This window comes from Spirulina sp. LEGE 11439 (assembly GCF_059821285.1).
Window position 1 is genome coordinate 16,650 of sequence record NZ_JCAMRX010000001.1, and the last position, 12,904, is coordinate 29,553.

Annotated in this window: 7 protein-coding genes and 3 pseudogenes; 3 read left to right on the forward strand and 7 right to left on the reverse strand. The window is 43.8% G+C overall.

Going from position 1 to position 12,904, the window contains the following annotated elements; genetic code table 11:
* Nucleotides 1–333: 333 nt before the first annotated feature.
* Both AC6RV6_RS00085 and AC6RV6_RS00090 read right to left on the reverse strand, forming a co-directional pair.
* Entirely contained in the window at nucleotides 334–2,058 is a 1,725-nt protein-coding gene (locus tag AC6RV6_RS00085) for a DUF4347 domain-containing protein (RefSeq protein WP_500238337.1), read from the reverse strand.
* A gap of 231 nt (nucleotides 2,059–2,289) precedes the next feature.
* A pseudogene (locus AC6RV6_RS00090) lies at nucleotides 2,290–3,111 on the reverse strand (filamentous hemagglutinin N-terminal domain-containing protein); the annotation flags it as partial.
* On the opposite strand from AC6RV6_RS00090, the gene AC6RV6_RS00095 reads away from it, so the two are divergent.
* The 3 genes and pseudogenes from AC6RV6_RS00095 to AC6RV6_RS00105 all read left to right on the forward strand — a co-directional run bounded on the left by AC6RV6_RS00095 (nucleotide 3,074) and on the right by AC6RV6_RS00105 (nucleotide 7,822).
* Nucleotides 3,074–3,259, forward strand: coding sequence for a hypothetical protein (locus AC6RV6_RS00095; RefSeq protein WP_500238358.1), 186 nt, complete (start codon nucleotides 3,074–3,076; stop codon nucleotides 3,257–3,259). The pseudogene AC6RV6_RS00090 and the gene AC6RV6_RS00095 sit on opposite strands and share 38 nt — an antisense overlap.
* A pseudogene (locus AC6RV6_RS00100) lies at nucleotides 3,207–3,439 on the forward strand (IS1 family transposase); the annotation flags it as partial. The gene AC6RV6_RS00095 and the pseudogene AC6RV6_RS00100, both read left to right, overlap by 53 nt.
* Nucleotides 3,440–3,844: 405 nt before the next feature.
* Nucleotides 3,845–7,822 (forward strand): S8 family serine peptidase, encoded by a 3,978-nt coding sequence (locus tag AC6RV6_RS00105; protein WP_500237875.1) that lies wholly within the window; start codon nucleotides 3,845–3,847, stop codon nucleotides 7,820–7,822.
* Between the two features lie 114 nt (nucleotides 7,823–7,936).
* Here AC6RV6_RS00105 and AC6RV6_RS00110 read toward each other — a convergent pair whose 3' ends face one another.
* From AC6RV6_RS00110 to AC6RV6_RS00130, 5 genes and pseudogenes are all read right to left on the reverse strand, one after another.
* A complete protein-coding gene (locus AC6RV6_RS00110; RefSeq protein WP_500237877.1) occupies nucleotides 7,937–8,269 on the reverse strand; it encodes a XisI protein in 333 nt (110 codons plus the stop codon).
* The gene (locus AC6RV6_RS00115; protein WP_500237878.1) at nucleotides 8,254–8,673 is read right to left on the reverse strand and encodes an element excision factor XisH family protein; all 420 of its coding nucleotides are present in this window, start codon (nucleotides 8,671–8,673) and stop codon (nucleotides 8,254–8,256) included. The genes AC6RV6_RS00110 and AC6RV6_RS00115 overlap by 16 nt, the downstream gene beginning before the upstream one ends.
* A 201-nt stretch (nucleotides 8,674–8,874) precedes the next feature.
* Nucleotides 8,875–9,084 (reverse strand): annotated as a pseudogene (locus AC6RV6_RS00120) (type II toxin-antitoxin system HicA family toxin).
* Between the two features lie 211 nt (nucleotides 9,085–9,295).
* On the reverse strand, nucleotides 9,296–11,116 hold the full coding sequence (locus AC6RV6_RS00125; protein ID WP_500237880.1) for an adenylate/guanylate cyclase domain-containing protein: 1,821 nt from the start codon (nucleotides 11,114–11,116) through the stop codon (nucleotides 9,296–9,298).
* Complete coding sequence (locus AC6RV6_RS00130; protein WP_500237884.1) at nucleotides 11,106–12,785, reverse strand: adenylate/guanylate cyclase domain-containing protein; 1,680 nt, start codon at nucleotides 12,783–12,785, stop codon at nucleotides 11,106–11,108. The genes AC6RV6_RS00125 and AC6RV6_RS00130 overlap by 11 nt, the downstream gene beginning before the upstream one ends.
* Nucleotides 12,786–12,904 lie beyond the last annotated feature (119 nt).

Here is a 12,904-nt window from a genome sequence, read left to right on the forward strand (position 1 = left end):
CGATTTAATTGGCCGATCTTTGCTTCTGTATCGCAATCTGTCGGAGGTTGAATAAGATGCAAAAATTCAATAAATCGGTAATGAGATTGTCTGACTTATCGCGATCCGTCAGGGATTGAAAATCCCTGCCTCATACGAAAAATCCATTGAAATGGATTAAAACTACAAGATTCGATCTCAAATTGACAGGTACAGTCCTCTTGAGAGGACTTTTTATATGAGACGGGGATTAAAAATCCCCGGCGGAGCGCAAATGAGAGCGTAGATGCAAAAATCGACATAATTTGTGAATCTTCATTGATTCTCCAATGACTTTCTAATGAGAAGATCGACTCATTCCTCTCCACCCTCGACACTGCAATCGCTGTCGTAGTTCAGAGAAGCATTCTCGCTTTCCTCTCGCGATCGATCCTCCTCTTCTGGGGAAGCGCGATCGCCTTGACTCTCTTGGTTTTCATCCTCCGGGACGGCTACGCATCCCGATACAGGGAATATCTCTTCGTTAAGGTTGACGTTGATGTTTTCATTGGTATGGGAGTTAATCGGGCTTGTTGTTGGCACTCGCGACTCGAATTCTTGGTGTCGATCTGAGGATGCTTTAATCGCAGTGGAGGTGGAGGAGGAAGGATTGGCGGGCGTAAATGGGGATTCATAAGCGCCTATATCGACAATAATGTTGTTGAAAATGCGGGGGAATCCGTTTCCGCGTTGATCCGTTGTTAAGCTGCCGATAAGACTATTATTTCCGGCGTTGATAGCGGGACTATTGGATTGGAGGGCGTGGGTTTGGGTGAGACCGCCATTATCGGCGAGGGGGAGCAATCGAGGGTCAACTCCAGTGATATTGCCGTTAGCAGGATTTTTGATACTGTTGCCGTTTCTCAGGCTCGCACCGGAGGTATCTTGGATGAGGCTCGATTCGATGGTGTCGAATGTGCCGGATAAATCCGCTCCCGTGGAGGCTTGATTGTTAGCGATGATGCTGTTATAAATCTTTCCCGTGCCACGACTTAAGCGAATTCCGCCACCCTGATTGCCTGCCGTGTTAAATGCGATCGTGCTGTTCGTTAATGTGATGTTGTTGTCCGCAAACAAACCGCCACTATTAACAGCACTATTGCCACTCACTGTACTGTTCGTTAATGTGATGTTGTTGCCCGCAAACAAACCGCCACCATTAGCAGCACTCCCATTCTGAATGGTAATATTCTCAATCGTGGCAGTGTTAGCCGAGATATTAAATATCCGCGAATTCCCTCCTCCATCCACAACAATATTACTCCCTCCATCCAGCGTTAAATTATTCTTTGCCCACGTTATCTCTCCATCCGTTCCCGATGTCGTCCCTGTCAGCGTTATCGTTCCACTGACGTTAAACGCAATTGTATCCCCATCGGCTGCATCGGTTTGAATCCGCTCTCGCAATGACCCCGCCCCTGTATTATTCAAATTCGTCACCGTCAGAGTAGCCAACTTCCCATCCCAACTTCCCAGAGTCTCGCTTGTAAAGGTTGTTCCTACTTCTATACTCCCCGTCGCATATTCTAATCCCCAATCTCCCCCATAATTCTCGCTTCCCGTCGCGTTCGTCGATGCTGCTACATCTGCTCCTGTTAAGTCGGCTATGTCTCCAATTAACCCTTCTCCTGCTTCTCCCAAGGCGGCAAAGCAACTGTACAACAATATATCTGCTCCATCTTTGAGAGATTTTGCCCATGTTGCTAATTGTCCTGCATAGTTATCGATGTTCTCATCGGTGACCCAATCTTTCCCCAACCAGAAGTTTCCTTCATGTCCTTCTGCTGTTATGGCGATGCCGTCTAATTCTCTGTCTATTTCCTCTAATTTCCCCGTTATCGCTGCGATTCCTCCTTCTTCCCGTTCGATGATACTCGATATTGTTCCCGCTTCTGCCCCATATAATAAGTCTTCGGCATTGTCGGCACGGGAGTCAATAATGTTGAGGATATTTGTTCTTCCTGCTTCGGGAAACCTCACCACTGTTGTGTTTCCTGCGATTAATTCTGGAGTCGTGGTTATGACTCTTCCGGCTGCCATAAAGGTGACTTCTTCGGCGTTGACTTTCCCGGCGATAACTGTATCTTGGCTGTCTCCGAGGACGATATTGCCGTTTTCGTCGATGCTGATGGTGTCTGCGTGTCCGATTTCACTCCCCCCACTCAGATAACGAGGGATGTCGGCTGCTCTGATTCCCGCTACACTTCCCGGTAGGCTAACACTTCCTTCTGCTGGGGCTGCATTTAATACGAGATCTACGATTAAGCCGTCGTGGGACAGTTCGATTTGCTTTTTACCGGGGATGGCTGCGAGGGTGATGTTTCCTCCTTCTGCTTCTACTGTTCCGGTAGATATGATTCCTCCGCCTACTAACCATAGGCTTTCTCCCGGTTTCACCGCTAGGTTGGCTTCGTTGGCTATCCAACTGGGATTCTCTTGGTCGAATATTAAACTGGTTGGATTTCCAGTAAGGTTGCTATAGATATTGTCTCCGTAGGCGTTGAAGTATCCCCCGTCAAAGCCGATTCTTGTTGCTGTTGTGGCTGCGAAACTCCCCGATAGGTCTAAACTTGCGCCTTGGCTAAATACCCAGCCTGCGGGGTTCATTAGGAATAGGTTGGAATTCCCTCCGCTCATTTTCAGCATTCCTTGAATAATGCTGGGGTTTCCTCCTGTCACTCATCCCAATATGTTACTAATGTTGGGGTTGGAGAGGAAGTTGGCGATTTCTTGGGGGTTTAAACCGAATTCTTGAAAGGAGTGGAAGAGGTTGGCCCCGGCTTGGGTGCCGCCGTCGATTTTGTAGGTGTTGCCGTTGTGGTGAATTATCGTCCCCGTGCCGTCGGGGGCTGCTGTTATCGATTGCGACAGGACTCTATAGGCGGTAATGACCCAAAAGGCGCAACTGAGGGATAGCAGTTTCAAGGCGAAAAGGGGGCTTCTTTTTGCGATCGCCATTTTTCTTTCTCTAGATGATGACTCAGTATAATCCACGAGATGTTCTCTGACAATTTTTCTTCTGATAATGTTTATTCCACTGAAATAGATGTTTTGGATGAGACGGAGATTTTCCAGCCTTGGCGATCGCCTCATTCTTCTCTATCCTCGATACTGCAATCGCTATCGTAGTCCAGAACATTCTCAATTTCCTCTCGCGATCGCACTTCCTCTTCCTCCTCTGGAGAAGTGCGATCGCTTACACGGATTTTTGGAACGCCTATGCCCTCGTATTCCCCAGTAAACGCTATAAAGCGGTTGGTAAAGAAACTGGAAAAACTGCGGTTGGGGGATGGCGAGGTTTCCTCGCCTTATCCAACCAACCAAGAAAAATGCTATTGAACGTTTCAATTGTACGATGCGACAACGCATTTCTCGTTTGGTGAGCAAAACTCTCTCTTTTTCTAAAAAGCTGGAAAATCATAAATTATTCGGTAAGTGCCTTGGGATGCGATCTCTCTCATTGAGTCAGAGATTTTTCGCCAATTTCCCACGAAAAATTGAGATCTTTCTAAAAAACCCTTGTCAGAGAAAAAAGGATCGGGTATGCTAACTTAATATAAAGTGATTGATGAACTCAGACCGTTGACAACAAGTCAAAACCTACTGATTTGTCGTTCTGGCTTATTATTCCACATTTTTGATTTCACAAACGCGCTCATTGCCTTTAAAACCAACAACCGATTACTTTAAAACCCAGATTCACAGATTAGATTCACAATCTAGATTCATAACCTACAGAGTCTCGCGATCGCCAGTGAGAAAGAAATGAGTTTGATTGATATTCATTGATTTCTTGCTTATCCTTTAGCCGATCGAGGGTCTACCTATGTTGCTTTCGTTACAATTACTGCAAAATTTATTTCCGAAGCCCGCTCGAGCCAAGAAAAAAGAGAAACCGGAGAGCGATCGCTTTCTTCAATCCTTTGTACTGGAGCCAATTTTAACCCCCAGTGCTTTAGTCGATAATCCCAATGATTCCGGCGACGATCTCGATCTGGATATCGATGATGTCGATGATGGAATAACGGAGAATTTCGATGGGGATGATGGGCATGACCATGAGGACATTGCCCCGCCAGACGATGCACCGCCACCGACTCCCATTAGTGCCGATGACTATGATTTTAGTCCTTGGTATATTCCCGATAAGTTGGAAAATCCGGGAGTCTTCGTCGTGGGGGACACCGGGGAAGTGGGGATTGACTTTCTCTTTGACGGCGGTGCTTACCGAGGAGAGGTCGCGATCTTCAGTTTAGAAGGAATGGAGGATCTCGAAGTGGGATCCGAGGATTTTATCCACCTCGCCGCCGAACGTGCTTTAAGTAATTCCGATCTCGGTCATACAGTCATCCACGATGTCACAGATGCAGCTAAATTCACCAATTCTCCTTATTGGGAAGCCAACTTTAACGGCGGAGATTACCAAGGGGTACAAACCGTGACCATGAACGCGGGCGATCGCTTTGCGATTATGCTGGTTCCCAATGGTTCCGTAGAGCAAGTTCACGACAATCCCGGTATTGGGGGGAATAAGACCCCGTTGTTTTCCCTCGACAGCGCCAACCCCGAGGATGGGTTGTACTTAACCCGCATCGCTGATGTGACGGGGGATGGGAATACCTTTGCGATGGAAGATTGGCGACTGGATGCCAATAGCGATCGCGATTATAACGATGTGGTCTTCCAAATCCGGGGGGCACAGGGAGATGCACCCTTAATGGATGAGATGGTAGATTCGGCACGAGATTGGCGCAATGAGGACTTCGGTCAAGCGTTAGTGTCCTACGCCCGCGCTTACACGGATGGGACAGATTACGAACCTCTACAAACAGACTTTAGCGATGGCAGTCAGCCTTTAGTGGGTATCATCGACACGGGTTTTAGTGGCGATAATCCCGATATTGACTATACGGGGATTATTACGGGTTCGGATTTTGTCGATGGCGATGACAATCCTTTCTTGGCTGCGGGGGAAGGAAACGAACACGGTACCCATGTTTTAGGTATCATTGGAGCCACGCAGGACAATGGTTTAGGCATTGATGGCATTAACGACGATGCGCCGATTTGGTTGGGTCGTGCCGTGGGATCTGGTCGTTGGGCGGATTCTTTGGTAGAGTTCGTCGATGCAGCGCAAGAGTCAGATCAGCCCAATGCTGTTGTGAATTTGAGTATGGATTTGACTCAAATTGATGCCGAGGGAAATGTGACCACGCGCTATGAGTTGACTCCGGGGGAACGGGCTGCGATCGAGTATGCCCGTCAGCATGACGTTTTAATCGTTACCTCTGCGGGCAATGATGGAGATGTAATGTCGGCTTTGGGACAAGCATCTCAAGAGTTTGAAAATATCATTACCGTTGGTGCCTCAGATGGGACAGAACGGGTTGAATATTCCAGTTATGGTTATGGTCTCGATCTCCTTGCTGAAGGCGGTACGGTAGAGAATGGTGTTCTCTCGACTATAGAAGATGGTGTTGGTAACATGGCTGGCTCTTCTGTCGCGGCTGCAAAGGTAACGGGTGCTGCTTCTCAAGTTTGGGCGGCTAATCCAGATTTAAGTTTTGCTCAGGTCAAACAAATCCTCAAAGATACAGCAATAGATATCAATACTTCAGGCTGGGATACAGAAACCGGATCGGGTTTGCTGAATATTGCAGCCGCCGTGAGTTTTGCTAAAGCGACTAAACCTGAAGAGTATTACGCACCTGCAAAACTCATTCCTGAAAGTTGGAGTGGTGAAGGAACATTCACGCCTAGCGATCGGGCTGTAAATTATCCTGTTGTTGGTGAAAGTTTTAATGGTTGGGTCATGCCTCATATTGGGGTTGCTTTACGAAATAGCACCAACCATGAGGATCGTAGTGGCTTGGCAGAACCCTACTACAAGACTTTACACTTTGATGCTTGGACTTATGGCGAACGGATAACTGATTATCAAGCTGGTACGCCAGATGAGTTATGGTACCGCGTTTCTGGGACAAATTACTGGGTTCCCAGTGCCTATATTTTTGGCTTTCCGAACAGCAGTCCTCCAGTTTTAGCCCCTCCACAACCCAAACCTCAACCCAAACCTCAACCAAATCCTCAGCCCGCACCGATTCCGACTGTTCCAATCGATCCAAATTCTGATAATTATCGTAAGGGATCGGTGAATCCGTTTGCTTATAGCTGGATTGGTCAATGTACTTGGTTTGCTTATGGACGAATGCAAGAAACGGGTTTAATGCCGAATGCTGCTCTCACTAATGCTTTATTCCGCAGTCATGCGTACAAATGGGAAGGAGATGCACAGAAAATTGGTTTACCCGTTACTTCTACACCTCCTCAAGGAGCGCGAGGAATTGTAGTTTGGCCGCCCGGAGTTCAATATGCACACTCTGAGTATGGTCACGTTGCTTTCTTGGAAGAAGTCTATCCCGATGGTCGCGTTCGGATTTCTGAATCGAATTGGGGTGGTAAGGGAATCAGCGAACGAATTCTCAGCCCATCTCAGTATAGTGGAGTCCGATTTGTTCAGCTTGAAAATGCTTCGACCAACTCCTATTCTTCACCTCCCGGAATACCCGGAAAATCTCGACGGCATGTTATTCAAGCTGGCGATACGCTTTGGGCGATCGCTCAACGCTACTTAGGAAGTGGTCATCGTTGGCGAGAACTTATGAAAACGGCGAATGGCGGTACGTTTACTTCTGAGGAAGCGAAGTCTTTACAAATTGGTCAGTCTGTTTATATTCCCGTAAGCCATCAGCAGGGAACAGGTAAGCCCGTTACGCCACCACCAAATCCCACTCCAGTTAAAAATATTGTTCTCAAGCCAAGTACATCTAATCTAACCTTCTCGCGGGGTCAAGAATGGGTAACATCTACCGGATATAAGTTTGTGTTCCAGCATGACGGCAATTTGGTGATGTATAATCCCCAAGGAAAAGCAACTTGGGCAACGGGAACGGATGGAACGAGTGCGGATGTTTTTGCCGTTCAAAAAGATGGCAATGTTGTTTTGTATGACAACAATAAAGCGGTTTGGGCAACAGATACAGCAGGTCATTCTGGTGCTTACTTCGCGATTCAAGGAGATGGTAATCTCGTCGTTTATTCTTCAGCCAATAAACCATTGTTTGATAGCGGTACTCACAGTGGGAACACGGGTACATTTACAGCATCACCCGATTGGCTGAATAAGCATCAAAATGGAAGTGGGAGTAATGGGCAATACTATAGCCAACTCAATTCTCTTAGTAACGATCAGTGGGATCGTTATAGTGGAGATAGTAGCCAATTTGACTTTAACTCCCAATGGGATAGTGCTTCCGATCGTCGAGATACACTCCCTGAAGTACGTCAAATTTTCACCGATCTTTCTCACACCATCTTTGACCGACGTTATCCAATGAACTCAGGATATCTTTATGATGCTGGATATCATCGTGGTTTTAGTAAATGGCACGCGGGCATTGATTTTGGTTCTCCTGCTGGCACAAATGTAAGTACTGTTGTGGGAGGTACTGTTGCATGGACATGGTATAGCTCAACAAAAGGTGCTTTTATCTCTGTTAAGGGGGATGACGGAAAAGAATGGGTTTACGGACATCTACAAACAAGAAATGGCTTTCAAAATGGTCAAAGGATTAATGCTGGTCAAGTTATTGGTCAGATAGGAGATCAAAGTGGCTCTCATCATCTCCATTTAGAAGTTCGTACTGCTGGACAATCAACGGGAGGTGCTCATACCAATCAAAATTATGTTCGTAATGTTACGATGAGTCCTTTACAAGCATATTGGCAATTAAGAAATCGATAGAAAGAGAAATCGCATTTCTCTCCCGATTCCAAAAGAACATTTTTGAAAAAGCGATCGCACTGCTTGCATTTCCCCCAGTGCGATCGCTTTTCTTTTCTTCATTGAAAAAAGCGATTAAGCGATCGCGAACTCAGTTAACTTTCGATCTTCGGGATGATAAAAAGCGAGAACAATATCTTCTTTCGGAACACCGCGATCGAGTAAATCTTGAGTAATTCCCTCCTCCGTCTCATCTCGTTCTAACCAAAATTTTCCCTCGACAACTCGCAGATGTAAAATTGTACTGTGAACTCGGCGATCGCCATTCCAGCCAAAACTAATGAGTAAATAACTATTACCATCAGCGATCGCCTGTAACTCAATATTCCCTAAACTGGGTTTATAACGAGCATAATCATTAACGATCTCTCTAGCAATGATTTGATATTGTTCTAATTGACGATCCATTTAATAATCTCCTCCTGTTCGGGATTGAAAACAAAGAAAGAAATCTCACGTTCTTTGACAAATACTTGAATTGATGGACGTTGAAAAAAATTATTATAAATTCGTTCGGGAATTGCTAAATAAAGATCGCGATCGGGTTCTTGTTTAGCAATAAATGTTAAATAAAGATAATACTGACCGATAGCTCGTTCTAGCTCTGTCACAGGTGAGGGACTGCTAAATACTTTGACTTCAACCGCAATTTTGAGCTTTGATTTTTGAGCAGCAAGAATTTTTTCAGCACCGAGATCGGCATAAACTGTCAGATCTTCAAACTCAATTGTCAACGGATCGTGAGTTATTGTCCAACCATCTTTAACAAGAGCAACTCTAACAACATTATGGTAGAGATCGAGTCGTGGCATACAAAAATTATTATCAAGTGCATCTGAATTTCAGTATAGCTCTATTTGCTCTTGCGATCGCACTTTTTATTGCAGAGAGAAACAGGCGCGATCGCACTTCCTCTATTTCCCCAGTGCGATCGCGAAGCGTTCGTTTACGAGAATCGCTTTTCTTTTGCTATAATGCGATCGAATTGTTGATAGTTCATGAAAGAAGAGCAATTATTGTAAATCCCTTTCTGATAAGTTAGTATTTTTCATCAAAGTGCCTAATGTTCCAATCTTTAAATCTTTATTACTATGGACGGGAACAGAAACAATTGCATTGCTTTCTGGATTTTAATAAATATGATGGCTGCCTTTTACTCTTTTCAAAATCCAGCCTTTTCTTTCCAAAATCTTACAAGATATTTTTCCAGAAATTGATTTCATATTGCAATTTCTACAATGCGATCGGTATCCTTATTTCTCTGGCTCTCAATAGCTATTGTTCTTCCATTATACTGTATTCGAGCATTATCGAGATCGCTCCAATATTCTTACATCTCTTCTATTTCGTTCAGTGCGATCGCACTGTTCATTGATAATTGCTCATTGTTCATTGAAAAATGCCTGTAACTCAATCTCTAATTCTCTTTTCTGCTTATTTTTTAGTTAAACGCCAAACCCCATCCCAATCTTGAGGAGGGGGATTTTCTCGGAATTGGAGGATGCGATCGCAGAAGATTTGCGCGGGTCGATCGCGAGGTTGAAGTTGCAAGCATTCTCGAAAAAATTGCTCTGCTTGTTGCCAATTTTGCTGTCGATAAGCATTTAATCCGCCCTCAAAGCAACCTCTCAATTTTGCTACCTTTGCGGGCAAACTTCCCTTGCGAGACAATACTTCATAAACCCTGACCGCATCTTCCTTGCCAACAACTTGAATGCGATCGATTTCTCGGGTTTCAATAATATCAATCACTTGATTGCGAGTTTCTTCTGCAATCAAAATGCGAACCCCGTATTGTTTGCTGACTCCTTGCAAACGCGAAGCCAAATTAACAGCATCCCCGATCGCAGTATAAGATTTAGAAGATTCCGATCCCATATTACCCACAACTAATTGACCTGTTGCCAAACCAATTCTCAGATCGATCGCCTTTAACTCTTCTCGTGCGATCGCATTTGTTAAATACTGACGGAGAGAATCTAAGCGATCGATCTGCTCTAACGCAGCATAACAAGCTAAGCGATCGCGATCTTTTGCCGTCGTAAAAGGTTCGCCCCAAAAAGCCATAATGGTCGTGCCGAGAAACTTATCAATGACCCCTCGATGATGAGAAATTGGCGCAGACATAATTGTTAAATATTGATTGATAATTTGAATCGATTCATAAGAAACTAACCGATTTTCTAAGTTTTCCAGACCTTCAATATCGGAAAAACAAACTGTCATTGTTTGTTTTTCTCCGATTGTTTGCGTTCTCTGAGCATCTTCCATCAAATGTGCGATCGCTCTGGGATCGACATATTTACCAAAGATTTTTTTAATTTCCTCTTTTTGCTTTAGTTCTGCTAACATCTTGTTAAAAGAGTGGGCAAGTTCGTTAATTTCATCTCTCGTTTTAATCATTATCGTTCTCTCAAAATTACCATCTCGAATCAGTTCGATCTGACGCGTTAAATGGCGAGTGGGTTGGACCAAACTCGTCGCGATCGCAGATGCTGCGAGTAAGCCTGAAATTGTAGCAATAATCGCAATGAAAATTCCCAGATTTAAAACTCTTTGCTGATTTTTTTGACCCAATTGTGCTGATTGAATCTTAAATTGATTGAGTTCTTGTAAAATATTGGCAATTTCTTGATTAAATTTTTCTTCTTCAATTTCTAATTGATTCTCTAGTTGACGTGCTTGTATTTTTTTATTTTCTGCCAATAATTGGATGATTTCGAGAGCGCGATCGCGAAAGTTTTGCTGGTCTTCTTCAATATGGTCTAAAATAGGAGGTAAACGCAAAAATCTGTCTTGTGTCGTTGGTAATTGAATATCAAACAAAGCAGTTTTAATAAGATTACTAGCTGTTTCTAATTCTTCATCGACACGATTTCCCTGTTGTGTAAATTCGGCAATTTCCCGATTGATGAGTTGGCGATCGATAGGTTCTTTTTCATAAAGTCGGAAAATTCGATGTAGGCGAAATTGTTGTTTTAAGAGATGAATATTTATTTCCGCCACTAAATTAGTCAGAGGAATGGTATATTCAGACAAGCTATGAATTTCTTGTTTAACCTGACGGAGATTATAATAAGAAATAGAAACAGTAATAATCGATAATCCGAGCATTCCTAATGCTAGTCCAAAGATCTTAACACCGATAGGGACTTTTTTATCGAGTTTGAGGTGTTGATTGACTCTTCTCAATCCTCTCTTAATCAAGGGGAATTTTGCAGATGTAGAGGTGCGATTGTTTGGTTTATGCCTCATTGATAAAATCTAAATAAATTTGCGAGGGTTTGTCGTTAGGTTTAGCAAGTAAGCAGGTTTCAAAACACGATCGCGCTCGGGTTAAATCTCCAGTTCGATAGGCCATCAAACCACCTTCAAAACGATCGCGCAGATATTCTAATTCGAGATCGAGTTCGCCTTTCCGACTTAATAGCTCATAAATTTGTACTCGGCGATCGTGAAGTTCGATCGCTGCAATTTCTCGGGTTTCAATAGCATTGCCTGCGAGTTTGCGCGTATCTTCTGCGAGTAAAATTTTCGTTCCATATTGTTTATTGAGTCCTTCTAATCGTTCGGCTAATTCTACTGCACTTCCCATGACTGTATAAGATTTAAACTGTTCCGAACCAATATTACCAGCAATCACTTCACTGGTTGCTAAACCAATGCGAATATTAAAATCGGGCAATCCTTTCCGAAATCCCATTAGATCTGGCATCATGCGATGTAATCTTTCTAATTGGACAAACTGATCTAAAGCAGAAAAACAAGCAAATTTAGCGTGGTCTTCCGCATTGACAAAAGGTTCTCCCCAAAAAGCTCTCATAGCATCGCCGATGAAGCGATCGATAACGCCGTTATAGCGAGCAATAGGTTCGGCGGCAAGGGTAAAATACTGATTGAGGAGTTTTACGAGTCCCTCGGGGGCGAGCATTTCGCTAATAGAAGTAAAGCCGACGATATCTGAAAAGAAGACTGTGGCGATTTGCTTTTTCTCAATATTTTTTTGAGATTGTTGCTGAATTAAATTTTCCACAATACGAGGGTCTACATATTGTCCAAAGGTATTTTTAATTTGTTCTTTTTCTTTAATTTCTCCGACCATCAGATTAAAAGCATTACTGAGGGTTTCCACTTCATCTCCCGAGGCGATCGCAACTTGAATTTCTAAGTTTCCTCGTTCGACTTCTCGGGTACCGCCGAGCAATTTTTTCAAAGGGCTCACTAATCCCATTGTCAGCATAAATGCACAGAAGATACCGAAGGCAGTTGCCAGACTCATCAGGAGTAAATTGAGGTGGAGAATTTCGCGTTCGCCGCGATCGGCAAGATGAGCAGAACGTTGGGTAAAGTCTGCCAATTCTCGAACAATATTCTGAATTTGTTGATTAAACTGTTCTTCATCTTCTTTGAGTTCTGCTTCAAGAAAGTGAAGTCGTTCTACATTTCCGGCTTGTAAAGATTGGACAATTTGTAAACCGCGATTGTGGAATTCTTGGTGTTCTTCTTCTAGAGCGTATAAAAGCGGTTCAAGGCGAGCAACTTGAATGATATCGCGAATCAGTTTAGCATGAGAAATTGCTTGGGCAGAAAGAGCGATCGCCGCGTTTACCTCCCGATCTACACCGTCTCCTTGTCGTTTAAATTCGACAAATTCTCCCTCGATGTGTTGCCAGTTAATCGGTTCGCTTTCGTAAAGTTGCAAAATTCGCTCGATGTGAATTTGCTGTTTGAGGAGGCGAACATTGATAACATTGGTATGTGCTGTAAGTGGAGTCAGGTATTCAGCCAGATCGATGAGTTCGTTATTTACTTTTTTGATGCGATCGTAATTAATTCCGACCATTAATACCAGAAAACCGAGCATACTGGTGGCGATCGCAAAAATTTTGACTCCGATGGAGAACTTAGGAAAAAAGCGTGCCATTACATAAAATGAAGTTAGGCTTGTTCTCTTGATGCACTTTAGCGCTCCGAAATGGAATGACTAGATTATAATGAACTTTACTCATTATAATCTAATCATTCCGGATAGAAGTTTTTTGA

Bases quoted from the DNA above. Each gene is read 5' to 3' on its own strand.
- AC6RV6_RS00095 (WP_500238358.1), top strand. From the start codon at position 3,074: ATGAGACGGAGATTTTCCAGCCTTGGCGATCGCCTCATTCTTCTCTAT.
- AC6RV6_RS00130 (WP_500237884.1), bottom strand. From the start codon at position 12,785: ATGGCACGCTTTTTTCCTAAGTTCTCCATCGGAGTCAAAATTTTTGCG.
- AC6RV6_RS00085 (WP_500238337.1), bottom strand. From the start codon at position 2,058: ATGGCAGCCGGAAGAGTCATAACCACGACTCCAGAATTAATCGCAGGA.
- AC6RV6_RS00125 (WP_500237880.1), bottom strand. From the start codon at position 11,116: ATGAGGCATAAACCAAACAATCGCACCTCTACATCTGCAAAATTCCCC.
- AC6RV6_RS00105 (WP_500237875.1), top strand. From the start codon at position 3,845: ATGTTGCTTTCGTTACAATTACTGCAAAATTTATTTCCGAAGCCCGCT.
- AC6RV6_RS00115 (WP_500237878.1), bottom strand. From the start codon at position 8,673: ATGCCACGACTCGATCTCTACCATAATGTTGTTAGAGTTGCTCTTGTT.
- AC6RV6_RS00110 (WP_500237877.1), bottom strand. From the start codon at position 8,269: ATGGATCGTCAATTAGAACAATATCAAATCATTGCTAGAGAGATCGTT.